Source organism: Thiemannella venezuelensis, assembly GCF_014203605.1.
Lineage (GTDB): Bacteria > Actinomycetota > Actinomycetes > Streptosporangiales > Streptosporangiaceae > Planomonospora_A > Planomonospora_A venezuelensis.
This window is the reverse complement of record NZ_JACHJJ010000001.1, coordinates 568,376-593,652: the sequence shown is the minus strand read 5'-3', so window position 1 is coordinate 593,652 and position 25,277 is coordinate 568,376. Positions and strand designations below refer to the sequence as shown.

Annotated in this window: 23 protein-coding genes; 12 read left to right on the top strand and 11 right to left on the bottom strand. The window is 71.5% G+C overall.

What is annotated here, in order from left to right; genetic code table 11:
* Positions 1-54 precede the first annotated feature (54 nt).
* On the bottom strand, positions 55-2,523 hold the full coding sequence (locus FHS22_RS02970; RefSeq protein WP_184938099.1) for a GcvT family protein: 2,469 nt from the start codon (positions 2,521-2,523) through the stop codon (positions 55-57).
* 74 nt (positions 2,524-2,597) lie between these two features.
* Between FHS22_RS02970 and FHS22_RS02965 the strand changes: the two genes are divergently transcribed.
* Positions 2,598-3,590 (top strand): phosphotransferase, encoded by a 993-nt coding sequence (locus FHS22_RS02965; protein WP_184938097.1) that lies wholly within the window; start codon positions 2,598-2,600, stop codon positions 3,588-3,590.
* Positions 3,587-5,128 (top strand): amino acid permease, encoded by a 1,542-nt coding sequence (locus FHS22_RS02960; RefSeq protein ID WP_184938095.1) that lies wholly within the window; start codon positions 3,587-3,589, stop codon positions 5,126-5,128. The genes FHS22_RS02965 and FHS22_RS02960 overlap by 4 nt, the downstream gene beginning before the upstream one ends.
* Before the next feature lie 50 nt (positions 5,129-5,178).
* Here the strand turns inward: FHS22_RS02960 and lipB are convergent, their stop codons facing one another.
* Together lipB and FHS22_RS02950 are read right to left on the bottom strand one after the other, a co-directional pair.
* Positions 5,179-5,814 carry a lipoyl(octanoyl) transferase LipB gene (gene lipB / locus FHS22_RS02955; RefSeq protein WP_184938093.1) on the bottom strand — a complete coding sequence of 212 codons (636 nt, stop codon included), beginning with the start codon at positions 5,812-5,814 and terminating at the stop codon, positions 5,179-5,181.
* A 15-nt stretch (positions 5,815-5,829) separates the two neighbouring features.
* A complete protein-coding gene (locus FHS22_RS02950; RefSeq protein WP_184938091.1) occupies positions 5,830-6,015 on the bottom strand; it encodes a PspC domain-containing protein in 186 nt (61 codons plus the stop codon).
* Between the two features lie 249 nt (positions 6,016-6,264).
* Here FHS22_RS02950 and FHS22_RS02945 point away from each other — a divergent pair, with 249 nt between their 5' ends.
* Positions 6,265-7,821, top strand: coding sequence for a M28 family peptidase (locus FHS22_RS02945; protein ID WP_260407578.1), 1,557 nt, complete (start codon positions 6,265-6,267; stop codon positions 7,819-7,821).
* A gap of 170 nt (positions 7,822-7,991) precedes the next feature.
* Positions 7,992-9,494: a M20/M25/M40 family metallo-hydrolase gene (locus tag FHS22_RS02940; protein WP_184938089.1), complete on the top strand. Its 1,503-nt coding sequence runs from the start codon at positions 7,992-7,994 to the stop codon at positions 9,492-9,494.
* Positions 9,495-9,560: 66 nt separating this feature from the next.
* Here FHS22_RS02940 and FHS22_RS37710 read toward each other — a convergent pair whose 3' ends face one another.
* Positions 9,561-9,692, bottom strand: a complete 132-nt coding sequence (locus FHS22_RS37710) for a hypothetical protein (RefSeq protein WP_260407577.1) — start codon at positions 9,690-9,692, stop codon at positions 9,561-9,563.
* A gap of 107 nt (positions 9,693-9,799) precedes the next feature.
* Between FHS22_RS37710 and FHS22_RS02935 the strand changes: the two genes are divergently transcribed.
* From FHS22_RS02935 to FHS22_RS02920, 4 genes are all read left to right on the top strand, one after another.
* Positions 9,800-9,994 (top strand): hypothetical protein, encoded by a 195-nt coding sequence (locus FHS22_RS02935; RefSeq protein WP_184938087.1) that lies wholly within the window; start codon positions 9,800-9,802, stop codon positions 9,992-9,994.
* 131 nt (positions 9,995-10,125) lie between these two features.
* Positions 10,126-10,542: a CBS domain-containing protein gene (locus FHS22_RS02930; RefSeq protein WP_184938085.1), complete on the top strand. Its 417-nt coding sequence runs from the start codon at positions 10,126-10,128 to the stop codon at positions 10,540-10,542.
* A 150-nt stretch (positions 10,543-10,692) separates the two neighbouring features.
* Entirely contained in the window at positions 10,693-11,169 is a 477-nt protein-coding gene (locus tag FHS22_RS02925; RefSeq protein ID WP_184938083.1) for a DUF6098 family protein, read from the top strand.
* A gap of 80 nt (positions 11,170-11,249) precedes the next feature.
* Positions 11,250-12,089, top strand: a complete 840-nt coding sequence (locus FHS22_RS02920; RefSeq protein WP_338047563.1) for an undecaprenyl-diphosphate phosphatase — start codon at positions 11,250-11,252, stop codon at positions 12,087-12,089.
* 169 nt (positions 12,090-12,258) lie between these two features.
* On the opposite strand, the gene FHS22_RS02915 is transcribed toward FHS22_RS02920, so the two are convergent.
* The 3 genes from FHS22_RS02915 to FHS22_RS02905 all read right to left on the bottom strand — a co-directional run bounded on the left by FHS22_RS02915 (position 12,259) and on the right by FHS22_RS02905 (position 15,811).
* A complete protein-coding gene (locus FHS22_RS02915; RefSeq protein ID WP_184938081.1) occupies positions 12,259-12,471 on the bottom strand; it encodes a hypothetical protein in 213 nt (70 codons plus the stop codon).
* Positions 12,468-13,061 (bottom strand): hypothetical protein, encoded by a 594-nt coding sequence (locus FHS22_RS02910; RefSeq protein ID WP_184938078.1) that lies wholly within the window; start codon positions 13,059-13,061, stop codon positions 12,468-12,470. Before FHS22_RS02910 ends, FHS22_RS02915 begins: the two co-directional genes overlap by 4 nt.
* A 179-nt stretch (positions 13,062-13,240) precedes the next feature.
* Positions 13,241-15,811: a glycosyl hydrolase family 18 protein gene (locus tag FHS22_RS02905; RefSeq protein WP_184938076.1), complete on the bottom strand. Its 2,571-nt coding sequence runs from the start codon at positions 15,809-15,811 to the stop codon at positions 13,241-13,243.
* A 258-nt stretch (positions 15,812-16,069) separates the two neighbouring features.
* Between FHS22_RS02905 and FHS22_RS02900 the strand changes: the two genes are divergently transcribed.
* Complete coding sequence (locus tag FHS22_RS02900; protein ID WP_184938074.1) at positions 16,070-18,700, top strand: ATP-dependent RNA helicase; 2,631 nt, start codon at positions 16,070-16,072, stop codon at positions 18,698-18,700.
* A 24-nt stretch (positions 18,701-18,724) separates the two neighbouring features.
* Here FHS22_RS02900 and FHS22_RS02895 read toward each other — a convergent pair whose 3' ends face one another.
* Positions 18,725-19,594 carry a hypothetical protein gene (locus tag FHS22_RS02895; protein WP_184938072.1) on the bottom strand — a complete coding sequence of 290 codons (870 nt, stop codon included), beginning with the start codon at positions 19,592-19,594 and terminating at the stop codon, positions 18,725-18,727.
* A 143-nt stretch (positions 19,595-19,737) separates the two neighbouring features.
* Complete coding sequence (locus FHS22_RS02890; RefSeq protein ID WP_184938070.1) at positions 19,738-20,481, bottom strand: hypothetical protein; 744 nt, start codon at positions 20,479-20,481, stop codon at positions 19,738-19,740.
* A 172-nt stretch (positions 20,482-20,653) separates the two neighbouring features.
* Here FHS22_RS02890 and FHS22_RS02885 point away from each other — a divergent pair, with 172 nt between their 5' ends.
* Genes FHS22_RS02885 through FHS22_RS02875 form a run of 3 tightly spaced genes read left to right on the top strand, consistent with a single transcriptional unit; the run spans position 20,654 to position 23,158 of the window.
* Complete coding sequence (locus tag FHS22_RS02885) at positions 20,654-21,517, top strand: SPFH domain-containing protein (protein WP_184938068.1); 864 nt, start codon at positions 20,654-20,656, stop codon at positions 21,515-21,517.
* Positions 21,518-21,521: 4 nt separating this feature from the next.
* Complete coding sequence (locus tag FHS22_RS02880) at positions 21,522-21,692, top strand: type II toxin-antitoxin system antitoxin (RefSeq protein ID WP_184938067.1); 171 nt, start codon at positions 21,522-21,524, stop codon at positions 21,690-21,692.
* Positions 21,693-21,751: 59 nt separating this feature from the next.
* Complete coding sequence (locus FHS22_RS02875; protein WP_184938065.1) at positions 21,752-23,158, top strand: amidase; 1,407 nt, start codon at positions 21,752-21,754, stop codon at positions 23,156-23,158.
* A gap of 55 nt (positions 23,159-23,213) precedes the next feature.
* Here FHS22_RS02875 and FHS22_RS02870 read toward each other — a convergent pair whose 3' ends face one another.
* Entirely contained in the window at positions 23,214-23,744 is a 531-nt protein-coding gene (locus FHS22_RS02870; protein ID WP_184938063.1) for an RloB family protein, read from the bottom strand.
* A gap of 61 nt (positions 23,745-23,805) precedes the next feature.
* A complete protein-coding gene (locus FHS22_RS02865) occupies positions 23,806-25,077 on the bottom strand; it encodes an AAA family ATPase (protein WP_184938061.1) in 1,272 nt (423 codons plus the stop codon).
* Positions 25,078-25,277: the final 200 nt, after the last annotated feature.

Below are 25,277 nucleotides of genomic sequence, written 5' to 3'. Positions count from 1 at the left end.
TAACACAGTCGGCCAGGAAACGCTCGCGCCACGACGGCCGGGACGGCGGAGGGGTCAGCCCGGGAGCCTCCTGACCCGCTCGGCGGACGGGTCGTAGAGGGGTTCGGCCGTCACGGCGGCGTCCGTCCAGACCCCTGTGACGCCGACCTGGACCCGGGTGCCCGGAGCCGTCTCCGCCGGCAGGTAGGCGTAGGCGATCGAGCGGTCCACGCGGTGGCCGTACCCGCCGCTCGTCACCCGGGAGGCGGGCCCGCCGCCGAGCCGGACCGGCTCGCCGCCCAGGCAGACCTGGCGGGGGTCGTCGAGGACCAGGCAGAACAGCTTGCGGGAGGGCTCGGTGAGCGCGTCCCGGCCGAGGAAGTCCTTGTCCCCGGCCACCGCGAAGCCCAGGCCCGCCTCCAGGGGGGTGGTCTCCGGGGTGACGTCCAGGCCCCAGACGCGGTAGCCCTTCTCCAGGCGCATCGAGTCGATGGCCCGGTACCCGGCCGGGCGCATGCCGTACGGCATGCCGGCCTCCATGAGCGCGTCCCAGAGCGTGAGGCCGTACTCGGCGGGGCAGTACAGCTCCCAGCCGAACTCGCCGACGAACGTGACGCGCTGGGCCAGCACCGGGACGTTTCCCACGCTGATCTCCCTGGCCTTCATGTAGCCGAAGGCCAGGTCGTCGGGCGAGAGCCCGCCGAGGATGTCCAGGGCGCGAGGTCCCCAGAGGCAGTAGCAGGCGTACGCCGAGGTGACGTCGCGGACCTCCAGCCCGTGGCCGCGCAGCCAGGCGGCGTCGTGCACGCCGAACGCGGTCCCGGTGACCAGGCGGAAGCGGTCGGCGGCCAGCCGGGTGACGGTCAGGTCGGCCTCGACGCCACCGCGCGCGTTCAGCAACTGGGTGTAGACGACCGAGCCGGCGGGCCGGTCGAGCTGCCCGGCGCAGGCCCGCTGGAGTCCCTCCAGGGCGCCGGGCCCGGAGACCTCCAGCTTCGCGAACGAGGTCTGGTCGAACAGTCCGGCCGCGTCCCGCGTGGCCAGGCACTCGGCCCGTACGGCGGGCGACCAGATCCGCCCCGCCCACCCCTCCGGCCGGATCCCTCCGGCGGGCTCCGCGTTGCTCTCGAACCAGTTGACCCGCTCCCAGCCCGCCTTCTCGCCGAAGGCGGCGCCCAGCTCCGCGTGCCGGATCCACGCGGGAGAGCGGCGCAGCGGGCGGGCGGCGGTGCGCTCCTCGCCCGGGTAGACGATGTCGTAGTACTTCGCGTAGGAGTCCAGCGCCCTGGCGCGGGCCCAGGCGGCGGAGCGGGCGTGACCGCCGAAGCGGCGCAGGTCCATGCCGAAGACGTCGTACTCGGGGGAGCCGTCCGTGATCCACTCGGCCATGACCTTGCCCACGCCGCCCGCCGCGGCCAGGCCGTGCACGCAGAACCCGGCCGCCGCCCACAGGCCGCGCACCGCGGTCTCGCCGAGCAGGAACTCGCCGTCCGGGGTGAACGCCTCGGGGCCGTGCACGACCTTCGCGATCCCGGCGCGGTCCAGCGCCGGGACCCGCCGGACCGCCGAGTCCCACGATTCCTGAAATTTCGGCATGTCGGCGGGGAAGAGCGTCCGCGGCTCGGCCAGCGGCGCGGGAGTGTCCCAGACCTCGGGCGTCCGGATGTACCCCCCGACGAGGATCCCGCCGCCCTCCTCCCTGAAGTAGACGATGTTGTCCGGGTCCCTGACCGTGGGCATGGAAGAGGGGACCCCGAAAGGCTCGGTGACGACGTACTGGTGCTTGATCGGAACGACCGGGATGTCCACCCCCGCCAGCCGCCCGACCCGCCCGCTGGCCGCCCCGGCGGCGATGACGACGACGTCGGCCCGGACCGTCCACTCCTCCCGGCCGGAACCCTCTCCCCCCGCCCCGGCAGGGCCCGCGCCGGGGCCTCCCTCCGCGGCCCGCTCCGCTCCCGCGCCGGCCGCCAGCCGCACGCCCGTGATCCGGCCGCCCTCGACGTCGAGGCCGACCACCTCGGTCCCGGTGCGGATCCGCACGCCCAGCTTCTCCGCCCCGGCCGCCAGCGCCCTGGCCAGCAGCGCCGGGTCGAGCCAGCCGTCGCCCGGCAGCCAGAGCGCGGCCCGCACGCCGGCCGTCTCCAGCAGCGGCGACATCTCCCCCGCCTCGGCGCCGGAGAGCAGCGAGAGGTCCAGCCCGTAGGTCTCGGCGGCCCCGGCCAGGCGGAGCGACTCCTCCACCCGCTCGGGCGTGGTCGCCAGGCGGAGCCCGCCCACGCCGCGCCAGCCCGGGTCGAGGCCGGTCAGCTCGGCCAGCTCGGGGTAGAGCCCGGCCGAGTACATGATCATCTTGGTCTGGGTGACGGTGGAGCGGAGCTGGCCCACGAACCCGGCCGAGTGCCAGGTGGTGCCCTCGGTGAGCTCGTGCCGCTCGACCAGGAGCACCTCGCCCCAGCCGAGCCTCGCCAGGTGGTAGGCGACGCTGCAGCCGGCCACTCCGCCGCCGATCACGACGGCCCGCGCGGAGTCGGGAAGTTTCACGATCGGGACCTCTCTGTAACGCCTCGTCCGCAGAATCGGATCAATGGTCTGAAGGTAGGCCAAAGGAGTCCGGCATGCCAGATGCCCGCACCGCCGCCCACGAAGCCGTCCACGAAGCCGCCCTCGGGGCCGTCCGCGAATGGGCCGGGCAGCCGGTCGCCGAGACGCCCATCAAGGGCGGGCTCAGCCACCGGATCTCCCGGATGGACGCCGCCGACGGGCGGCGCTGGCTGCTGCGGATCCTCGACCCGCGCGTCAGCGCCGCCGGGCTCGGCATCCCCCTCGACCAGGAGATCGCCAACACCCTCCGGGCCGCCGAGGCCGGGATCGGCCCCCGGGTCCTGCACCGGATGCCCGGCGCGCTGCTGCTGGAGTACCTGGACGGCACGACCCTGGACGCGCACGCCGTACGGGCCCTGCCGGGACCGGTCGCGGCGGCCTGCCGCCGCCTGCACGCCGGGCCCCGCTTCGTCAACGACTTCTCCATCTTCCGGAAACTGGAGGAGTTCCTCGCCCTCTGCCGCACCCACGGCCTGAGCATGCCCGCCGGGTACGAGGACCGGCTGCCCGCCGCCACCGAGATCGAACGGGCGCTGGCCGCCGCCCCGCTGCCGGCCGTGCCGTGCCACAACGACCTGCTCCCGGAGAACCTCATCCGCTGCGGCGCGGAGGTGAAGATCGTCGACTACCAGCTCTCCGGGAACAACGACCCCGCCTTCGAGCTGGGCGACATCGCCGCCGAGGCGGACTACGACCCCGGTCTCACCTGCCAACTGGCCCGCGCCTATTTCGGCGAGGACAGCCCACGACTGGAGGCCAGGGTACGGCTCAACCTCATCATGTCGAACCTCACCTGGACCCTCTGGTTCTCCGTCCACCACGGACTGCTGAGGGAGCAGGCGGCCGCCGCCGACTTCGACTACGGGGCCGAGGCGGCCGACAAGTTCGCGCAGGCCGTACGGGACCTGGACGACCCGGGGTTCGGGCGGCTGATCGACGACGTCCGGGGCGCGCCCCGGGTGCTCCACCCCCCGCACAGCGCAAGGAACGCAAGGAGGCTTGAATGACCGAGCCGGCCCCGGTGGACGAGGACGCGAGGCGACTCGCCGAACTCGGCTACAAACAGGAGCTCTCCCGCACGTGGAGCGGCTTCTCCAACTTCGCCATCTCCTTCTCCATCATCTCGATCCTGGCCGGGTGCTTCACCACCTTCGGCCAGGCCTGGAACAACGGCGGGCCGATCGCCATCTCCTGGGGCTGGCCGCTGATCTCGATCTTCATTCTGATCATCGGCCTGTGCATGTCGGAGCTGGTCTCGGCCTACCCGACCGCGGGCGGCATCTACTGGTGGGCCGCGAAGATGGGCAGGCCGATCCACGGCTGGTTCACCGGGTGGTTCAACCTCATCGGCCTGATCGCGGTCACGGCCTCGGTCGACTACGGCTGCGCGACGTTCATGAACATCACGATCAACCGGTTCGCCCCCGGGTTCGAGATCTCGCTGCTCAACACGTTCATCCTGTTCGCGGTCGTCCTGGTGCTGCACGCGCTGATCAACATCTACAGCCACCGGCTGATCTCGGTCCTGCAGAACGTCTCCGTCTACTGGCACGTGTTCGGCGCGGCCGCGGTGGTGCTCATCCTGGTCTTCGGCCCGGACTCGCACCAGTCGATGTCGTTCGTCTTCACCGAGACGATCAACAACTCGGGCTTCTCCGACTCGTCCTACTGGTTCTACGTGCTGCCGCTCGGCTTCCTGCTGACCCAGTACACGATCACCGGCTTCGACGCGTGCGCGCACGTCTCGGAGGAGACCCAGGGCGCCTCCACCGCCGCCGCCCGGGGCCTCTGGCAGTCGATCTTCTACTCCGCGATCGGCGGCTGGATCGTGCTGCTGGCCTTCCTGTTCGCGGCCACGGACGTCGAGGCGGTCAACGCGGCGGGCGGCTTCGTCGGCGCCATCTTCGAGTCGGCGCTCCCCGGCAACCTGGCCACGGCGATCTTCGCGATCTCCACGGTCGGCCAGTTCTTCTGCGGCATGAGCTGCGTGACCTCCATGTCCCGGATGACCTACGCCTTCTCCCGGGACGGCGCGATCCCCGGCTGGCGGCTCTGGTCGAAGGTGGACCGGAACCGGACCCCGGTCAACGCGATCGTCTTCGGCTGCGTGCTCGCGCTGGTCCTGACCCTGCCCGCGCTCTACGAGGCGCCGAACGGGCTGCCGCTGGCGTTCTACGCGGTCGTCTCGGTCGCGGTCATCGGCCTCTACCTCGCGTTCCTGATCCCGATCTGGCTCCGGCTGCGGATGGGCGACCGCTTCCAGCCCGGCCCGTGGACGCTCGGCTCGAAGTACAAGGTGATGTGCTGGATCGCGATCATCGAGATCGTGATCGTGTCGGTCTACTTCATCATGCCGCTGGTCCCGCAGGCGGTGCCGTTCAGCGCGGACTTCACCTGGACGGCGGTGAACTACGCGCCGATCGTGGTCGGCGTCATGGTCCTGGGCGTCGGGCTGTGGTGGGCGCTGTCGGCCCGGCACTGGTTCACCGGGCCGCGCCGCACGGTCGACGAGGTCCCCGAGGACGAGACCAAGCCCGTCGGCTGACCCGGCCGGACGCTCCGGGGCGGGCGGGCCCCCACGGCCCGCCCACCCGGTCAGCCCGCCTCGAAGGCCTCCGCCACCGCGGCCCTGACCCGCTCCATCGGTACGGCGGAGGCCTCCCGGACCAGCGAGGTCATGTCCACCTCGGGCATGCCGCAGGGCACCGCCCAGTCCCACGGGGCCAGGTCGCCGTCGACGTTGAGGGCGAACCCGTGGCTGGTGACGCTCCGGCTCTGGCGCATGCCGATCGAGACGATCTTCCGGTCGGTCCCGGTCGTCCACACCCCGGTGAGCAGCTCCGAGCCGGGCGGGGTGTCCCTGCGCTCGGCCGGGACCCCCAGCGCGGCCAGGGCGCGGACGAGCCGGAGCTCGACCTCGCGCACGTAGTCGACGATCCCCTCCCCCTCGCCGAGCTTGACGACGAGGTAGCCGACCAGCTGGCCGGGGCCGTGGTAGGTGAGCTGGCCGCCGCGCCCGGTGCTCACGACGGGGATGCCGTGGGAGGGGTCGGGCAGGTGCTGCTCCGGCGTGCGCCGGCCGACGGTGTAGACCTGGGGGTGGCTGAGCAGCCAGAGAGTGTCCGGCCGCTCGTCGCGCTGCCGCTCGCCGACCAGCTCGGCCATCCGGTCCATGGCCTTCTCGTAGTCGACCAGGTCGTCGGTGATCAGGGACAGGGGGCGTTGCCTCATGTCCCCAGCATATTTTCAGTACCGGACCGCGGGGGCCTTCGGGACGAAGATCCACATCAGCACGTAGACGACCCAGAGCGGTCCCGGGATCAGCGAGAGCAGCAGCCAGAGCGCCCGGACGACCGTGGGCGACCAGCCGAGGCTCTCCGCGATCCCGCCGCAGACGCCGGCGACCATCTTGTGGTTTCTCGAACGGTGCATGTCTTGTCTCCCCGGATTGTCGTTTCTCACCCGGTAGAACGAGGGGCGAAGAGACTCACGTTCCCGGAACACCCCTGAGAAAACCCTGTCAGGGTCGGATTTCACGATGCATCGTCCGCTGCGGCCACTCGAACTCCATAACTATTCGCGAACCTCCCGGATCCCCTCTAGGCGTAGATGGTCGATAACGGTACGTTCCGCCTAGTACGGAATGGGGACCCCCCATGTAACACCTCCCGAGGAGCGTTCATGCGCTTGAGATTCCGACACGGCGTGGTCCGAGGCCTCACCCTCGCCACGGCCCTCGCCCTCCCCCTCGCCTTCACCCCGCCGGCGAGCGCGGCCGCGGTCGACGTCCCCGAGGTGCTGGCCAACGCCATCGCCCACAAGGTGAAGGGCAAGAACGTCCACAAGCACCTGGAGCAGTTCCAGGCGATCGCCACCGCCAACGGCGGCAACCGCGCCGCGGGCACCCCCGGATACGACGCCTCGCTCGCCTACGTCCAGGACAAGCTGCGCAAGGCCGGCTACCGGACCTCGACCACGGACGTCGAGTTCCCGATCTCGTGGGAGGAGTTCTCCCCGTCGGTCCTGCAGCAGGTCAGCCCCGAGGCGAAGACCTACGCCAACCCCGCCGACTTCGTCACGGTGCACTCCTCCAGCGCGGGTGACGTCACCGCGCAGATCCAGGTGGTCGACCCGGTCATCCCGCCCGCGCCGACCCCCAACACCTCCACCGCGGGCTGCGAGGACTCCGACTTCGCCGGGTTCGTCCCCGGCCGCATCGCGCTGATCCAGCGCGGCACCTGCCCCTTCGTCGACAAGGCCACCAACGCCAAGGAGGCGGGCGCGGCCGGTGTGATCTTCTTCAACGAGGGCCAGCCGGGCCGTACCGACCCGCTGGAGTTCGACATCGTCGAGTGGCGCTTCGGCTTCCCGATCGTGATGGCCAGCACCGCCGTCGGCCTCGACCTGGCCGACAGCCCCAACACGACGGTGCGCCTGAAGGTCGACGCCAAGACCACGGTCGGGCAGACCAGGAACCTCATCGCCGACTCCCGCTGGGGCAGGAGCGGCGAGATCGTGATGTCCGGCGCCCACCTGGACAGCGTGCCCGAGGGCCCCGGCATCAACGACAACGGCTCCGGCACCGCCGCCGTCCTGGAGACCGCGCTGAAGATGGCCTACGTGCCCACCAAGTACAAGCTGCGCTTCGCCTTCTGGGGCGCCGAGGAGCTGGGCCTGCTCGGCTCCGAGCAGTACGTGGCCGGGCTCTCCCAGGCGGAGAAGGACAAGATCCGGCTCTACCTGAACTTCGACATGGTGGCCTCACCGAACGACGCCACCTTCCTCTACGACGGTGACGACTCCGACGCCGAGGGCGCGGGCCCCGGCCCGGCGGGCTCCGCCGAGATCGAGAAGCGACTGGAGAAGTTCTACGCCAAGCGCGGCCTGCCGTTCGAGGGCACCGACTTCGACGGCCGCTCCGACTACGGCCCGTTCATCGCCAACGGCATCCCCTCCGGCGGCATCTTCACCGGCGCCGAGGACATCAAGACGGCCGAGCAGGCCGCGAAGTTCGGCGGCACCGCAGGCGTCGCCTTCGACCCCTGCTACCACGCCGCGTGCGACGGCATCGCCAACATCAGCGCCGCCGCGCTGGAGCGCAACTCCAAGGCCGTCGCCTACTCGTCGGCGTACTTCGCCTTCGACCTGTCCAACATCCCCGACCGCAACGCCGCCGCCCTGGCGAAGTCCTCCGCCGCCGCCCCGGCGCGGCACTCGCACGGCGACGAGGCCAAGTAAGACACGGCCCGGTAAGACACGGCCAGGTAAGACACGGTCGGGTAACCCGGCCGAGCCGGATGAGGCGCAGCAGGCCGTCATCCGGACGCACCACCGCGCTGTACGGCGCGCGTCCCCGTCGGGGGCGCGCGCCGCTCGGGGGACCCCCCACCTCCGGTCCGAGGAGCATCATGCGAATTCTCCGGTCCATCGGCATGGCAGTGATCCTGACCATCCCCCTGACATTCACCGCACCCGCCGCGTCAGCGGCGGCCGCGCCGGACATCCCGCTCGCGAACGTCAAGGCGCACCTGTCCCAGTTCCAGGCGATAGCGACCGCCAACGGCGGCAACCGCGCGCACGGCCGCCCCGGCTACCTGGCCTCGGCCAACTACGTCAAGGGCCTGCTGGACGGCGCCGGGTTCACCACCACCCTGCAGTCGTTCACCTACAACGGCGCGACCGGCTACAACGTCATCGCCGACTGGCCGGGCGGCGACCCGAACGACGTCCTCATGGTCGGCGCCCACCTGGACAGCGTCACGGCCGGGCCGGGCATCAACGACAACGGCTCCGGCAGCGCCGCCATCCTGGAGACCGCGCTGGAGGTCGCCCGCCAGGGGCTCACCCCGGTCAAGCACCTGCGGTTCGCCTGGTGGGGCGCCGAGGAACTGGGCCTGCGCGGCTCGCAGCACTACGTCAACAACCTCCCGGCCGCCGAACGCGCGAAGATCAAGGGCTACCTGAACTTCGACATGGTCGGCTCGCCCAACCCCGGGTACTTCGTCTACGACGGCGACAACTCCGACGGCACCGGCTCGGGCCCCGGCCCGGCGGGCTCCGCCCAGCTGGAGCGGACGCTCCAGGACTACTTCACCTCGATCGGCGTGCCGACGCGGGGCACGGACTTCGACGGCCGCTCCGACTACGGCCCGTTCATCGCCGTCGGCATCCCCGCGGGCGGCACCTTCACCGGCGCGGAGGGCGTCAAGTCCAGCGCCCAGGCCTCCCTCTGGGGCGGTACGGCGGGGCAGGCGTTCGACCGCTGCTACCACCGGTCCTGCGACACGACGGCCAACATCGACGACACGGCGCTCGACCGGAACGCCGACGCGATCGCCTACGCGGTCTGGACGATCGCGAACACGACCCCGCCGGCGGTCGTCTGGCAGGACACCTTCGAGACGGCGACCGGCTGGACGGCGAACCCGGGCGGCACCGACACCGCCACCCTCGGGCAGTGGGAGCGCGGCGACCCGGCGGCCACCTCCTCCAGCGGGGCCAAGCAGCTCGGCACCACGGTCAGCGGCGTCAACGACCTGGTCACCGGCCGCCTGGCCGGTTCCTCGGCGGGCGCCTACGACATCGACGGCGGCCTCACCAGCGTCCGGTCGCCGGCGGTCACCCTGCCCGGCGACGGAACGCTCAAGCTGGGCTTCTCCTGGTACCTGGCGCACGGCTCCAACTCCTCCAGCGCCGACTTCCTGCGCGTGAAGGTCGTCGGCTCGACCACGGCCCAGGTGTTCCAGCAGCTCGGCGCGGCCACCGACCGCGACGGCTCCTGGGGCTCGGCCGAGGTCGACGTCTCCTCCTTCGCCGGGCAGAGCGTCCGGATCCTGATCGAGGCGGCCGACGCCTCCGGCGCCTCGCTGGTCGAGGCCGGGGTGGACGACGTGAAGATCACGCGGCAGTAGCACGCGGGCGGCCGCGCCCTGCCGGGGGCACGGCCGTACCGGTCCCGGCCGGCGGCGGGGCCGGGGTCACTGGAGGTCTTCGAGATCCTCGTCCTCCTCGGCCCCGGCCTCCTCCACGTCCTGGTTCCGTTCGGCGACCGACTGCAGCAGGGGGTCGTTGTCGTCGGTCTTCGGCCTGCTCTCCTCTGGCATCGTCATGACTCTCCCATGCCCCGGGAAATCCCATTTGATCCTTTAAATAAGTAAATTCCGGGTTCATGTCAATTTCATGGGGAATCGTCCTATCTCACATGGAAGGAGCCATCATGCCCGAACCACAGCAGCCCGAACTCCGGCGATCCCAGCGGGGAGGCACCTCCGACAAGGACAACCCGGTCATTCCCCAGTCGCGCAGCGGGAAGAAGTCCTCCGGCCGGTCCCACGGCACCGACAAGGGCAACCGGGGCGGCGGAAAGGGAGGCGGCGTGCCTCCGGGCCAGCAGCCGCCGCATCCGGCCTGAGCCCTCGATCCTCGGGTGCCCCGCCCGGCCCACCGGGCGGGGCACCCGAGGATCGTCCGATCGGGACAAGTCCAGCCGTTCGTCTGTTCCGTGTGGGGAGGAGTCCCCATCACGAGCAAGGGGGGAATCTCATGAGCAAGACCGTGGCCGACGTGATGACGGCCGATCCGATGACGATCGACGCCAGCCAGCCCGTGTCCGTGGCGGCCCGGATCATGAGCGACGAGGACACCGGAGCCGTGATCATCACCAATGACGGCGTGATCGCCGGGATCGTGACCGACCGGGACATCGCCGTCCGCATCGTGGCCGAGGACAAGGGCCCCGAGACACCCGTCAGGGACGCCTGCAGCGACGACCTCGTGACGGTCGGGCCCGACACCAGCATCGAGCAGGTCGTGCAGCTGATGCGGTCCAAGGCGGTCCGCCGGATGCCGGTGGTGGAGAACGACCGGGCCGTCGGCATCGTGAGCATCGGCGACCTGGCCATCGACCGCGACGCCGGCTCGGCGCTGGCCGACATCTCGGCCGCGGAGGGCAACCGGTAGACCCCCGGCGGGGCGGTGACCGGGACCGCCGCCCCGCCGGTCACCGCCCCGCCCGCGCAGGGCCGGGACCCCGTACGGACCCGTGCCGCCGGGTGTGGGCCGCCCGCACGCGGGAACCGTGAACCACAGGCCGGAGAGAGCGAGGTGATCATGGAGTCGGCACCGTCCGTCGTCACCAGTCTCCGCGAGCTGGCGACGTTGCTCGGAGAGCGGCGGGGGCTGTTCATCCGCTGGTCCAGGGACCCGGACGGCGACCGCGCCAACGGCTGCAGCCGCGACTCCCTCACCGGCGCGGAGCTGCCCGGCCTGTCCGCCAACCCGCTGGACGTCGAGGACTGGTGGGGCGGGCGTCCGATCCGGCTCTGGGTCGCCCGCCGCCTGCACGACTACTCCCACCTCCGCCGTGACCGCGGGCCCGGCGTCAAGGCGTGGGTCCTGTCCGGCAGGGAGGTGGGCCGCGGCCCCGACAACGAGCCCCTCGTCCGGTGCGACGAGGTGGTGGCGATCGTCGACGACGCGGTCATGAAGGAGGCCGGCGAGCTCGTCGACAGCCAGGGATCCTGCGAGTGGGGACCGCTGGACCGCGGGCACGCCAACGGCGACCACGAGCCCGCCGACGAGCGGTGACGGTCCGGCCGGACGGCCGGATCACGGACGTCGCTTTCCTCCGCTAACCTCGCGTAGGTCACGCACGCGCCGGACGGAAGGTGCCCAAGTTGATCGGCTGGTTCGAAGCGGTGGTCCTCGGGGTCCTCCAGGGACTGACGGAGTTCCTGCCGATCTCCTCCAGCGCCCACATCCGGGTGGTGTCGGCGTTCTTCGGCTGGGAGGACCCGGGGGCCGCGTTCACCGCGGTGATCCAGCTCGGCACCGAGGCCGCGGTGCTGATCTACTTCCGCAAGGAGATCTGGGAGATCGTCTCCACCTGGACGCGTGCGCTCTGGACTCCCTCGCTGCGCGGTCACCACGCCGCCCGGATGGGCTGGTACGTGATCGTCGGCACGCTCCCCATCCTCGTCCTCGGCCTGCTCTTCAAGGACAGCATCGAGACCGTCTTCCGGGACCTGCGCCTGATCGGCGCCACGCTGATCGTCTTCGGCCTGGTCCTCTGGTACGCCGACCGCACCGCCCGCAACAAGCTCACGCTGGAGCGGCACCTCAGCTTCACCCACGCCATCGTGTACGGCCTCGCCCAGTCCCTCGCCCTGATCCCCGGCGTCTCCCGCTCCGGCGGCACGATCACCGCGGGCCTGCTGCTGGACTACCGCCGCGAGGAGGCCGCGAAGTACTCCTTCCTGCTGGCCATCCCCGCCGTGCTGGGCGCCGGGGTGCTGGAGCTGTTCGAGATCGGCGAGGGTGGGGCCCCGGCGTGGGGGCCGACCATCCTGGCCACGGTGATCTCCTTCGCCGTCGGCTACGCGGCGGTCTCCTGGTTCCTGAAGTACATCAGCACCCACCGCTTCACCGGATTCGTGATCTACCGCGTCGTCCTGGGCACCGCCATCATCGCCCTGGTGAGCTTCGGCGTCCTCGATCCCGCCCCGTGAGCACCGGCCGCTGAGGACATCCGGGCGGACGCACCCGGTGAACACCCGCCGGGAAACCCCAGGTCTCCCGGCCGCCGCCGATGGCAGTGGCAGGGCCGACCGTGCGCCGGTGCCCCGGATCCACCGGAAAGGACGTCAGGACCCGGCTGTCACGGAGACGCCGGAGACGTCAGGACCCCTCGGAGGGATGCCGCGGGTCCGCGGCGTGCCCGGCGCGGATCCTGGCGGCCTGCTGGTAGGCGGTGACCACGGCCGCGGTCATCGCCACCGGCCCCGCCACGAGGGCCAGCGGCCAGACGGCGCCGGACGGGAGCAGGAGCGGCGCCAGGACGGACAGGATCGCGACGGCCACCCAGGTCGCGGGGTTGCGTGCCATCGTCACCAGCCCTCCGTCCACTCGTACCAGGGACCGTCCAGGTGCTCGTACGTGGACGGGGCGTTCTCCTGCGGCGCGCCTTCCGGAGACCAGACCAGGCCGTGCGAGTCGAGGAAGCCGGCGTCCGCCAGCCTGAAGGCGACCCCGCCGTCGGCCCGGGTGACGGAGGAGACCTGGACCAGCCCGATCCACCGGGTGCCGCCCTCCGGCTCGGCCCCGGCGGAGACGTCCTTCGCGACCCGTTCCAGGCTCGCCTCCGAGGCGGCGAACCGCACGGTCCACGGGACGTCGAAGGCGACCAGGCCGATCACCGCCGCCGCCATGACCGGCGCCGCCGCCCAGCGGACCCAGTGCCTGCGCAGGCCGGGACGGCCGTCCTCGCGGATCAGCCCCACGACGAACCGGGGCAGCCAGACGACGGTGAGCAGCAGTCCCGCGAACCCGCCGAGCAGCAGCAGCCCGAAGTAGCCGCCCGGGACGCTCACGCCGTACAGCAGGAGGAGGCCGGTGAGCGCGCAGACCGGGAGCAGCAGCAGGCCGGGCGGGCCGATCAGCGCGCGGGTGAGGAGCGGCAGGCGTGGTTCCGGTGGTGGCATCGGCGTGTCCATTGGTCGAAGGGGACGGATCGGCCGTCCCGCCGCACGGGCGCGACCGCCGGACCATCGTGCCAGGCGCCGCGGCGGCCGTCGTCAGCCTCCCCGGCGACCGGTGGTCCCCCGGCAGAAGGACCGTGGCCGCCCGCGGGCCCTCCGCCCGCGGGCGGCCACGGAGCCGATCACCTCAGTCCGGCGTCGACGGCGTCGGTCAGGATGCCGGTGTCCCCGGACATCTCCCAGATCATCACGCCGAGCAGGCCCTTCTGCCGCACCCAGGCGGTCTTGCGCTGGATGGACCAGGTGTCGTCGAAGGTCCACCACTGGCCGCCGTCGCCGGTGAAGCAGGAGGTGGCCACGGCCTGCTCGTCGTGGCGCACGGTACAGCCCGGCACGCTCGCCACGAGGTTCCCGTACCCGCGGGTGCCGGCCTCGTCCTGGAACTGGCCGGGGGCCGCACCGGTGGCCGGCTGCCACTCGCCCGCCCTGCCGCCGTCGGCGACGCCCTTCCAGCCGCGCCCGTAGTAGGCGAGGCCGATGGTGATCTTCCTCGGGTGCACCCCGGCGTCCAGGTACTCCCGGACCGCGTTCTCGACGCTGAAGTGGAAGGAGTAGGGGTCGTCGGTGTCGGCGTACAGGTTGCCCTGGTGGCCGGTCCGGTTCGGCTCCCAGGAGTCGTCGCTGCCCGAGCCGTGGAAGTCGTAGCCCTGGACGTTGAAGATGTCCATGTGCCTGGCGACCTCGGCCAGCTCCCAGCCCGCCTCGATCTTGGCCGGGTCGGCCGGGGTGAAGGCGGTGAGCTGGTAGCGCCTGCCGGTCTCCTCGGTCAGCGCGTCGAGCTGGCGGCGGAACTCGGCGATCAGCAGCGTGTTGTTCCGCTTGTCGGCGGGGCTGACGTGGTTGCCCGGGTGCCCCTCGGCCCCCGGCCACTCCCAGTCCAGGTCGATGCCGTCGAAGATCCCGGCCGCGGTGCCCGGCCCGCCCGCGCCGTTGTAGGCGGGCAGGTTGCCCTTGATGTAGACGTCGATGCAGGAGCTGACGAACTTGCGCCGGGAGGCGTCGGTGGCGGCCGCGTCGGAGAAGTACTTCGAGTAGGTCCAGCCGCCCAGCGAGATCAGCACCTTCAGGTGGGGGTACTTGGCCTTGAGCTTGCGGAGCTGGTTGTAGTTGCCCCGCAGCTTCTCCCAGCCGGTGTCGCCGACCCCGTCCACGGACTGCGCCGCGCTCATCGGCCTGCCGTAGTCGGCGTCCGCGTCGCCCGCGCCGTCGCCCTGGTTCGGGTCCTGCGGGTTGGACGTGGTGCCCTTGGTGACCCCCTGCAGGCAGGTCAGGTTGACCGGGTCGATGTTGCCGAAGGCGTAGTTGAGGTGGGTCAGCTTCGCCGCGGCTCCGGTGGTGTCGAGGTTGCGCACGAAGTACTGGCGGCCGTAGATGCCCCACTGCACGAAGTAGCCGACCCGGGCGTAGCCGTCGCCGACGATGTCGGCGGTGCTCGCCCTCAGCTCGTTGCTCGGCGGTGAGACGTTGTCGTACAGGTCGCGGGCCCTGACGGTGAAGGTGTACTCGGTGGACGGCGAGAGCCCGTTGACCGTGGCCGAGGTGCCGGGCACGGTGGTCTTCAGGGTCTCGCCGATGTAGACGTCGTATCCGGCGACGCCCGTGTTGTCGGTGGAGGCCTCCCAGGCGAGCGAGACACTCGCCGGGCTCTTGCCCGTGCCGCGCAGTCCGGTCGGCGCGGTGGGCGGCTGGGGATCCTGACCGGGATCGTTGGTCCTGACCTTCAGTGCGGAACCGGCCGGGGAGGTGTTCCCCTTGCGGTCCTTGGCCTTCACGGTGAACGTGTACTCGGTGTCGGGGGTGAGGCCGGTGAGGGTCGTGCTCGTCCCGGTGACCGCGGCGGCGAGCGCCGTGCCGTTGTAGACCTCGTACCCGGTGACGGGCAGGCTGCCCGGGACCGAGGCGTCCCAGGCCAGCGAGACGGTCTTGGTGGTCCTGACCGGGGAGCGCAGGTTCTTCGGCGCCTGCGGGGCCGTGTCCGCCGACCCGTCGCACCTGACGTCGTTGACCCGGCAGTTCTCCGGTTCGGCGGCGGCGCTGAGGGTGAAGGCCGGGCTGTACGGCTCGGTGGACCCGCCCGCGGGCACGGTGGTGTTGTAGTGGGCCGGGGTCAGCGTGACCTGGCGGCCGCTCTGGCTCAGCGTCGCGTGCTGGGCGCCGCCCGCGGTGACCCCGGCCGGCAGGTCGAAGGTGATGGACCAGCCGTTGAGGGCGGTGGCGGTGTTGTTGGCGACCGTGAACCCGCCCCGGGTCCCGCTGCCGATGTAGGTGGCGGTGACCGGCGCGGGCGGGGGCGGCGGGTCGCCGCTCCCGTCGCAGGCGGCGTTGTTGATCGAGCAGCCCGTCGGCTGCACCGGTGAGCTGAGGGTGAACGTGGGGCTGTACGGCTCCGTCGAGCCGCCCGCCCGCACGGTGTTGATGTAGAACGCGGGGGTCAGCCTGACCCGCGTCCCGTTCTGGGTGGTGGTGGCGTTCTGGGGGTTGCTCACGGTGACCCCGGCCGGCAGGTCGAAGGTGATCGACCAGCCGGTGACCGCGGTGGTGCCGGGGTTGCTCACCACGAACGTGCCCTGGCTTCCGGCCAGGGTGAACACGGCGGTGAGGCGGGCGGCGCCCGCGGCGGGTACGGCGGCCAGCACGGTGGCGAGGACGGCCAGCAGGGTGAGGACGAGCAGCGTGGAGGGTGTACGGCGCATGCGGAAACTCTTTCTTTTAGGAAAGTTTCCTAACAATTACGCGGATCGTAACTCTGACGCCCCCTGTCAACAAGACCCGAAAATTCGGTCCGGACGCGTCTCCGGCCCCGCCGTTCCGGCCGGTGCGGAACGTCCCGGGCGGTCACCCGCCCGGGACGTTCCATACCGCGACACGATCTCCGGAGCCGGGCGTCCAGGACACCGCCTCCGGGCCGGTCTCCCGGTCACCGCACCGGCGCGTTCGGGGAGACTGGACGGATGCGTTCCGAGTGGTCCGGGCTGCCCGTCCGGCGTGTCCTCCCCGAGCTGCTGGCCGCCCTGGACGGGCACGGCGCCGCCGTGCTCACCGCCCCACCCGGCACCGGCAAGACGACGCTGGTCCCCCTCGCCCTGGCCGGGTTCCTGGACGGTCCGCCCGCCGGGAAGGTGATCGTGGCCGAGCCGCGGCGGATGGCGGTGCGGGCGGCGGCCCGGCGGATGGCCTGGCTGCTGGAGTCCGAGGTGGGCGCGGAGGTCGGCTTCTCGGTCCGCGGCGAGCGCCGGGCGGGCCCGCGCACGGTCGTCGAGGTCGTCACCACCGGCGTGCTCCTCCAGCGCCTGCAGCGCGACCCCGAGCTCGGCGGGGTGGACGCGGTCCTGCTGGACGAGTGCCACGAACGCCACCTGGACGCCGACACCGCCCTCGCCTTCCTCCTCGACGTCCGCGCCGCCCTCCGCCCCGACCTGCGGCTCCTGGCCGCCTCCGCCACCGCCGACGCGCAGCCCTGGGCCCGCCTGCTCGGCACCGGCACGAGCGGGCCGGTCCCGGTCGTCCACGCCTCCGGCGCCCTGCATCCCGTCACCGCGGTCTGGGCGCCGCCGCCCCGGCCGACGGCTCCCCCGCACGGCATGCGGGTCGATCCCGCGTTCCTGTCCCACGTCGCCGACGTCGTACGGCGGGCGCTGGCCGAGCGGGACGGCGACGTGCTCTGCTTCCTGCCGGGGGTCGGCGAGATCGGCCGGGTCGCCGGGCTGCTCGGCGACGTCCAGGACGGCCGGGGACTCCAGGTCCTCCAGGTCCACGGCCAGGCACCGGCCCACGTCCAGGACGCGGTCCTGTCCCCCGGCGGGACGCGGCGGGTGATCCTCGCGACCTCGGTCGCCGAGTCCAGTCTGACCGTGCCCGGCGTCCGCGTCGTGGTCGACTCCGGCCTGGCCCGCGAGCCGCGCACCGACCACGCCCGCGGCCTCGGCTCTCTCACCACCGTCCGCGCCTCCCGGGCCTCCGCCGAGCAGCGGGCCGGGCGCGCGGGCCGGGAGGCCCCCGGCGCCGTCTACCGCTGCTGGTCCGAGGCCGAGCACGAGCGGCTCCCCGAGCACGCCCGGCCCGAGATCGCCCTCGCCGACCTGACCGGCTTCGCGCTGCAGGCCGCCTGCTGGGGCGACCCCGCCGCCACCGGCCTGGCGCTGCTCGACCCGCCCCCGCCTGCCGCGATGGACGCCGCCCGCCGTACCCTGCACGCCCTCGGCGCCCTGCGCCCCCGCGCCGCCGCCGGCCCGGACGCGCGCACCGGTCCCGAAGGGTCCGGCGGCCCGGACGCCCCCGGCCTCTCCCACGCCGTCGTCACCGGCCGGGGCCGCACGATGGCCGCCGCCGGGGTGCATCCCCGCCTGGCCCGGGCCCTGACCGACCTCGGCCCGCGGGCCGCCGAGGTCGTCGCGCTCCTGTCCGAGCAGCTCCCCCGCGACGCCGGCGACGACCTCGTCGCGGTGTGGCGCTCGGCGCGCCGGGGCGGCGACGGCTTCTCCGCCCGCTGGCGGCAGGAGGCCCGGCGCCTGGCGGGAGCCGTACCGCGGGGGGACCGGGTCCCGGAGCACGCCGGGACGGCGGGGCCGCGGAACGGCGCCTCCGGGGGCCCGGAGGACCCGGATCCCGTCCGCGGACGGAGCGACGACCGCCTGGCCGGGATGACGGTCGCGCTGGCCTACCCCGAGCGGGTGGCCAGACGGCGTGGCGGGGCCTACCTGATGGCCTCGGGGACCGCCGCCGAGTTGCCCCGGGGCTCACGGCTCGGCACCGCCGAGTGGCTCGCGGTCGCGGTCGCGGACCGTCCGGCCGGGTCCGCGGCGGCCCGGATCAGGCAGGCGGTCGTGATCGACGAGGAGATCGCCCGGCTCGCCGCCGCGCCGCTCCTCGCCTCCGGGGACGAGATCGCCTGGAGGGTCCCGCCGGGGCAGCGGCAGGGCGACGTCTCGGCCCGCCGGGTCGAGCGCCTGGGCGCGATCGAGCTGTCCTCGGTCCCGCTGCGCGAGGCCGACGTCCGGCCGGCGATCCTGTACGGCCTGCGCGCCGAGGGCCCCTCCGTGCTGCGCTGGCCCCCCGAGGCCGTGGCCCTGCGCGAACGGCTGGCCTTCTGCCACCGGGCGCTCGGCGACCCCTGGCACCCGGTGGACGACGCCGCCCTGGTGGACGCCGCCGAGCTGTGGCTGGAGCCCGAGCTCTCCCGCGCCCGCCGCCGCGCCGACCTGGAGCGCATCGACGTGGCCGCGGCCCTGCACCGGCTGGTCCCGTGGAGCGCCCGCCTGGACGAGGTGGCCCCGGAGCGGATCGAGGTGCCGAGCGGGTCGCGGATCAGGGTCGACTACTCGGGAGAGCGGCCGGTCCTCGCGGCCAAGCTGCAGGAGCTGTTCGGCTGGGACGCGGCCCCGCGCGTCGCCGGGGTGCCGCTCACCGTCCACCTGCTCTCCCCGGCGGGCCGCCCGGCCGCCGTCACCGGCGACCTGGCCTCGTTCTGGCGGGAGGGCTACCGCGCGGTCCGGGCCGAGCTGCGCGGCCGCTATCCCAAGCACCCCTGGCCGGAGGACCCGCTCTCCGCCGTGGCGACCCGCCGCACCAACCCCCGCCGCTGAGCCGTCCTCCCCCGGGAAAGGCCTTCACCGTCCGAGGTCGAAGGCCACGTCCGTGACACGGACCGTCCGGACGTCCGGATCGCCGAGCAGCCTGCCGAGATCGGCGGCCTTCCACCGGTCGGCGACGAGCCCGTACGCGACGCCCTCGTCGGCCGCCAGCCTGAGGGCGCCGTGGTCCAGGCCGAACTCGGCGAGATCGTCGTCCTCGTCGAGCACGCCGACCCAGTCCCTGAACGAGGCCAGTGCCGCCTCCGGCCCGGTCCCGCACCGGCGGGCGACGTCCTGCGGGGTCTCCGCCCGCTCCGGAGCGGGGCGCCGCATGTCGCGATAGCCCGGGTAGCGGTCCCAGACGACCGCGTTCTCGGGAGGATCCCCGCCGGAGTCGTCGTGGTGATACAGGGAGTAGATGTAGGAGACGCCCTCCCCTCCGCACAGGCCGTACTTCCGGTAGAGGTCGGTGAGCCGTTCCGCCGTCATGGGCCGGGCGAACTCCACGACCGCGACCGCGTCGAGCGCCGGTGGGAGCCGGTCGAAGACCTCGCGCGCGTCCTGTTTCAGCTCCGCGTCCGCCGCATCGTCCCTGTGTCCGCTCACCGACCGGACCGCATCGATCAGATCGGATCGCTCCGGGTACCCGAGGGCGGGGGCGTGGACCGCGCCGAACAGGTTCTCCGTGACGTCGTAACTGCTCGTGCCGCCGCCGGAGACGGCCCGGCGCGGTTCCCACCGCATCGTGTACGTCGTCGACAGCAGCCCCGCGTCGAGGTCGTGGTCGCGCAGGCGCTTGTCCGGGTTCACGATGCCGGCGGCGGTGCCGTACACCGCCGCCGTCCGTTCGCCGAGGTCGCCGAAGACCGCGAGCACGCCCTCGGTGGCGCGAAATCCCAGGAGCAACGATCCGGCGATGAGCACCACCCTGACCAGTGCTGGTCACGTACGCCCAGTCGGGCTCCCTCGGGTCCATCACCGCGCGGCTCCTGCGACCTAGATCGAATCGGGTACGGAGCACCATAGCCGCCGGGAGGCGGACGGGGCTGTCAGGCGGGGAGGCGGTCGCGGGTGGGGGTGATGTCCTCGATGCGGGTGACGGGCATGTCCTTGGAGACGACGACCCCGTTGAAGGCGGTGGCGAGGGAGACGGCGGTGCGGTAGAGCAGCTCCAGGCCGGGGTGGTCGGGGTCCTCCGCCAGGTCGATCTCCAGGTCGATCGCGTAGTCGGGGTCGAGCACGGAGCCGCCGGGGGTCCGCGGGTCGTAGGAGCCCTTGACGTCGTCGTCCGCCGGCCAGTCGTAGGAGACCTTGACCGGGTCGTCCGGGGCTCCGGTGATGGAGCAGAAGCCGATTTCGTGGTCGTGCTCGATGACCCGCTCGCCGAGGATGGAGCGGACCAGCGCGGCGACCTCCTCGCAGTCGGGCGCCGGCACTCCCGGCAGGCTCACCTGGACGTCCACGTAGGGGTCGTGCACGTCCGGGGGGTGCAGCGCGCCGCCGAGGCGGCTGGCGAGGCCGTTGAGGACGAAGCCCGCCACGTGCTTGTTGTCGTGGCTGGCGATGATCGCGCCGCGCCGGTCGGCGGGGATGCGCGCCTTGCCCGCCAGCTCCTCGGTGACCTCCACCCAGCGGATCTTGGCGCCCCGCGCGACGAACCAGTCTCCGGAGACGGAGAGGCCGGGGTCGTACTGGCGCAGGAGGCTCTCCAGCCGGGCCGGCTCCGGGGGCCGGTAGGTGAGCAGAGCGGGGTTGGCACGGAGCTGGCGTGCCGTGCGATCGAGGAACCACATGACGCCAGTATGCGCGATCCCGCTTGCGGCTCACTTGCGAACCTCCTGGTCACGGCATGGGCGGCCGCGCGGGAGGGGTGTCCGGAGCCCGCGCGGCGGCCGTACGGCGTGCGCGCGCAGCGGCTCCATTGGCTATCGTAGTGATATCACCCCGATAGCAATGGAGGGTTTCATGGAGCGACAGGCGTTCCGGATGAGCGGGTTCGCGGTCCTGGCCGGGCTGCTGGTCCTGGGAGGCGTCGCGGCGGCGGTCGTGGTGGCCGCCGGGTGGACCGCCTCGGCCGCGGCGCTGATCGGCGCCGCGGGCCCGTGGGGCCTGGCCGCGCTCGTCCTGCTCAGCGGGTTCACGGTCGTCAACCCGAACGAGGCGAAGGTCGTGCAGTTCCTCGGCCGCTACGTCGGCACGGTGAGCACGCCGGGCTTCCAGTGGGTGCTGCCGTTCACCACCAAGCAGAGCGTCACCCTGCGGGTGCGGAACTTCGAAACGGCCAAGCTGAAGGTCAACGACGCCGACGGCAACCCCGTGGAGATCGCCGCGGTGGTCGTCTACAAGGTGACCGACACCGCCAAGGCCGCGTTCTCCGTGGACGACTACGAGGAGTACGTCGCGATCCAGTCCGAGGCCGCCGTCCGGCACCTGGCCACCAGCCACCCCTACGACGCCCACGACGAGGGCCGGACCAGCCTCCGCGAGGGCGGCGAGATCGCCGAGGAGCTCACCGCCGAGCTGCGCGAGCGCACCGACCTCGCCGGGGTCGAGGTCCTGGAGGCGCGGATCACCCATCTCGCCTATGCTCCGGAGATCGCCCAGGCGATGCTGGTCCGCCAGCAGGCCGCCCAGGTCGTCGCGGCCCGCACGCACATCGTGGCCGGCGCGGTGGGCATGGTCCGGCTCGCGCTGGACAAGCTGGCCGAGGAGGGCGTGGTGGATCTCGACGAGGAGCGGAAGGCGCAGATGGTCTCCAACCTGCTGGTCGTCCTGTGCGGCGACCGGGCGACCCAGCCGGTGGTCAACGCCGGCAGTCTCTACTCCTGAGCACATGCCGGAACGCAAGAAGCTCCTGCTCAGGCTCGATCCGGCCGTCTACGAGGCGATCGCCAGGTGGGCGGCCGACGACCTGCGCAGCGTCAACGCGCAGATCGAGTACGCGCTGCGCCTGGCGCTGAAGGAAGCGGGCCGCGACCCCAGGAAAGACAAGTCACCCGATTGAGACCTCGATTGCGACACGGGCACTTCCCCTCGAAGCGCCCGCAGGACCACACTCGGTGCATGTCGTGGGTGGGAAGGTCCGCAGTCGAGATCGCGGAAGCCGTACGACGGGGCAGGGTCACCGCTCAGGCGGTCGTCGCGGAGCACCTGCGGGCGATCGCCGAGCGGGACGGGCGCGTCGGGGCGTTCCGCGTGGTCAGGGCCGAGCAGGCGCTCGCCGAGGCCGGCGCCGTACAGGAACGGGAGGACCTGGCGGAGCTGCCGCTCGCCGGGGTGCCGGTGGCGGTCAAGGACAACGTCCCGGTCCGCGGGGAGGCGTTCCGCTCCGGCTCGGCCGCCACGCCGGACGCGCCCGCGGCCGAGGACCATCCCGTGGTCGCCAGGCTCCGCGCGGCGGGCGCGGTGGTCGTGGGGATCACCAACGTGCCGGAACTCTGCCTGGCCGGGTTCTCCGACAGCGTGTACGGCGTGGCCCGCAACCCGTGGGATCCCGGGCGCACGCCCGGCGGGTCGTCGGGCGGAAGCGCCGCGGCGGTGGCGGCGGGGATGGTCCCGCTGGCCCACGGCACCGACGGGCTCGGCTCGCTGCGCATCCCCGCCGCCTGCTGCGGGATCGTCTCCATCAAGCCGGGCCTGGGGGTGGTCCCCCCGCCCGAGCCCGACTGGCACGGCATGTCGGAGAACGGCCCGCTCGCCACGACGGTGGCCGACCTCGCCCTCGCCCTGGCCGTGATGGCCGGCGACATGTCCCTGGCCACACCCGGCAAGAGCGAGTCCCTGCGGGTGGGCGACTCGATCGACGACTACCCGGGCGGGCTGACCACCGCCGAGCCGGTACGGCTCCGCGTCGCCGTCGCCCCCCGCCCGCTCCCGCCCGGGTTCGCGGTGGACCGGGAGTTCCAGGAGGCGGTGACCGGCGCGGCGCGGGTGCTCGGCGAGGCCGGGCACACGGTCGTGGAGCACGGCGCGCGGCTGCCGGTCTGGCTCGGCTCGGCCGCGGTCGCCACCTGGTTCGCGCTGGCCCGCGAGGACGCGGCCGGGCTCGACCGGCGGAGACTGGAGCGGCGGACCAGGGCCCTGGCCCGCGCCGGACGGGTCCTCGGCGCGTTCGGGCTGGACGGCGCGAAGGGCCGCGACCGCTGGCGGGCCAACGGCGCCGACCAGTGGTTCGGCGACGCCGACGTGCTCGTCTCCCCGGCGCTGGCGATGGTCCCGCCGCGGGCCGAGCGCTGGGGCCGCCGCGGCCTGCTGCGCAACGCCCGCGCCAACCTGACCTACGCCCCCGCCACCGCCGCCTGGAACGTGGCCGGCTGGCCGGCCATGACCGTCCCGTACGGCAGGCACTCCAGCGGCCTGCCGATCGGCGTGCAGCTCGTCGCGGCCCCCGGCGGCGAGGCCCAGCTGCTGACGCTGGCCGCCTGCCTGGAGCAGGCCGCCCCCTGGCCCCGGCACGCCCCGCCCGCCTGAAACGGGCGCCATACATCGCTGGGACCGGGCTCGCGGAGGCGGGGTCACGGCATGTCTACTCTGGTTCTTCCTGGATCTCGGCGACCAGCTTCCAGGCGTTTGTCGAAGGGTTCTTCAGGACCTCGCCTCCAGTGGGATCGAGCTTCCGCGACCGGCCGCAGGCGACTTCGATCCCGTGAGAGAAATCAGAGAACCGGGTACTTCCCTCGCTCCAGGACCGGACAAGGGACTTCAGCTTCTTCTTGGCCTCTTCTGCGGACTGAAAAGGCCTTGCACAGTCCGCGTGGTGCAGGATGAGCCAGACCTCGAAACATGGAGTGGACAGGCACAGGTTGACCTCTCCGCGACGGGCCTCGTCGACAAGTCTGGCCGTCAGCGCATGGTCGAGCTCGGTGTCCAGAGCACACCAGATGGAACTGTATTCGTCCGACTTCCGAACGGTCGCCTCCCGCACGATGGAAAGATGGTCGACATCAGGAATGTCGACATCGATTTGCGGTCCACGACGGGATCTCATGCCGATGAAGTAGTCTCTCTCGGTCTTCCCTTCACAGAGAATCAGGAACGATGGCCGCTCCTGGCGCACACCGCCTCTCCTGCGCCCGAGATCTGTTTCCGTTTGAATCTTCTTCCTCGACCTTTCATCCCTAGGGGTTCGACGAGACATCGCCTGCCTCTCCGCGTGTTGCCAGGGCGGCGGCGAACAGGTTGTCGCTGACGATGGGAACAGCTCCGTAGCGACCGGCCAGATAGCGGCGTTCCCGGTTCTCGTCACGGCGAGGCTTGAAGTCCGTCAGAGGGAACAGCTCCGTCGCACCGTGCTCGTCCTTTTCAGTGAACCAGATCGAGTCGCGGCGCAGTACCTCTTCACCCTGAATCCTGCCGAGAAGCGTGGCATCGTGACTACTGAAGACGAGCTGGGCCCCGTGACGATTCACCTCTGGGTCGTTGAACAGTTTGACAAGCTGGGCCGTCAAGTAAGGATGGAGGCTCGAATCGATCTCATCAACGATCAAAATCGCTCCTCGATCGAGCACTCTGAGCACGTCAAAACCCAACTCGTAAAGGGTTCGCGTTCCGAGGGACTGGTCGTGGAGACTCAGTAAAAAAGTCCCATCCTCACCTCTGTGCCTGAACCGTATGTCCTTGCGCCGCTCCGGAGAATATCCTTCGATTCCCTTTATTCGCATGGACCTCTCTGCGAGCTCCGCATCGGTTTCTTCGACGATCTCTGCGGATTCGATCCCAGTATCGGCCGCACGCAGAAGATCGGTTATCCTTCCGAGGAGTCCCAGACGATCGAGCGACTCGGCTATGGACCGTCGCGCGAACCGAGGACTCCATGGACTGCGGGCCAGGACTCCCGTGAACCAGTCGTAAACCGGCCTCACCAGCTCCTGCTTCGACCGCGCAGCAATTGACAAGAAAAGGACATTGGAGTCTGTGATATCCGCAACTTGTCGCATTGAATCCGGAGAGCGTTCTCCATAAGAGTAGTCATCAAAACGCCTATGAAATATAGTCCTCTTTTTTTTGAGGGGATAGCTGAACATCCATTCTTCAACCACCCGTGCATCATCGACCGCCACACCGTACGTGTATCTGACATCATTGATCAGGAGATCGACGACATACGTGGACGGTTCCTCCCTGGCTACAGGGTCCAGAGCGAAGGGCTGGCGTTCGATCCCGGCCCCGGGTTCGTTCTCGCGAAGCGATCCCCGGACGAGGTCGCGCATGTAGACCAGCCCGTCTATGACGTTCGACTTTCCAGAAGCATTCGGCCCGAACAGGCCGATCACCGGAACGGCTTCCGAAACCCTGTTTTGAGAGCTGTCCGTGCCGTAACCGGGCGTCAACAGGAGTTGTTGCTCACCACGGAGCGATCTATGGTTGGTTACACGGAAACTCAGCAGCATGAGCGGGTTAACCCCCTCCAGATGAGGCTTACATACCGATCCGTGTGGAAAATCCGCACGAGCCGATACCGTAACTGTACGTGCTTCAGATGCCGCTGTCTTGAGGGGCGTCACAGCGGACCCGGTGATCAATACGAGACATCACCGCACGAACTCGCCGAGCTGGGTTCGACAACGGCATCGGCCGACAAGGGAGTCCT

Coding starts and splice junctions, on each gene's coding strand:
- FHS22_RS02945 (WP_260407578.1), top strand. CDS start 6,265: ATGCGCTTGAGATTCCGACACGGCGTGGTCCGAGGCCTCACCCTCGCC.
- FHS22_RS37710 (WP_260407577.1), bottom strand. CDS start 9,692: ATGACGATGCCAGAGGAGAGCAGGCCGAAGACCGACGACAACGACCCC.
- FHS22_RS02950 (WP_184938091.1), bottom strand. CDS start 6,015: ATGCACCGTTCGAGAAACCACAAGATGGTCGCCGGCGTCTGCGGCGGG.
- FHS22_RS02900 (WP_184938074.1), top strand. CDS start 16,070: ATGCGTTCCGAGTGGTCCGGGCTGCCCGTCCGGCGTGTCCTCCCCGAG.
- FHS22_RS02880 (WP_184938067.1), top strand. CDS start 21,522: ATGCCGGAACGCAAGAAGCTCCTGCTCAGGCTCGATCCGGCCGTCTAC.
- FHS22_RS02935 (WP_184938087.1), top strand. CDS start 9,800: ATGCCCGAACCACAGCAGCCCGAACTCCGGCGATCCCAGCGGGGAGGC.
- FHS22_RS02890 (WP_184938070.1), bottom strand. CDS start 20,481: ATGTGGTTCCTCGATCGCACGGCACGCCAGCTCCGTGCCAACCCCGCT.
- FHS22_RS02965 (WP_184938097.1), top strand. CDS start 2,598: ATGCCAGATGCCCGCACCGCCGCCCACGAAGCCGTCCACGAAGCCGCC.
- lipB (WP_184938093.1), bottom strand. CDS start 5,814: ATGAGGCAACGCCCCCTGTCCCTGATCACCGACGACCTGGTCGACTAC.
- FHS22_RS02940 (WP_184938089.1), top strand. CDS start 7,992: ATGCGAATTCTCCGGTCCATCGGCATGGCAGTGATCCTGACCATCCCC.
- FHS22_RS02960 (WP_184938095.1), top strand. CDS start 3,587: ATGACCGAGCCGGCCCCGGTGGACGAGGACGCGAGGCGACTCGCCGAA.
- FHS22_RS02905 (WP_184938076.1), bottom strand. CDS start 15,811: ATGCGCCGTACACCCTCCACGCTGCTCGTCCTCACCCTGCTGGCCGTC.
- FHS22_RS02885 (WP_184938068.1), top strand. CDS start 20,654: ATGGAGCGACAGGCGTTCCGGATGAGCGGGTTCGCGGTCCTGGCCGGG.
- FHS22_RS02925 (WP_184938083.1), top strand. CDS start 10,693: ATGGAGTCGGCACCGTCCGTCGTCACCAGTCTCCGCGAGCTGGCGACG.
- FHS22_RS02875 (WP_184938065.1), top strand. CDS start 21,752: ATGTCGTGGGTGGGAAGGTCCGCAGTCGAGATCGCGGAAGCCGTACGA.
- FHS22_RS02865 (WP_184938061.1), bottom strand. CDS start 25,077: ATGCTGCTGAGTTTCCGTGTAACCAACCATAGATCGCTCCGTGGTGAG.
- FHS22_RS02910 (WP_184938078.1), bottom strand. CDS start 13,061: ATGCCACCACCGGAACCACGCCTGCCGCTCCTCACCCGCGCGCTGATC.
- FHS22_RS02930 (WP_184938085.1), top strand. CDS start 10,126: ATGAGCAAGACCGTGGCCGACGTGATGACGGCCGATCCGATGACGATC.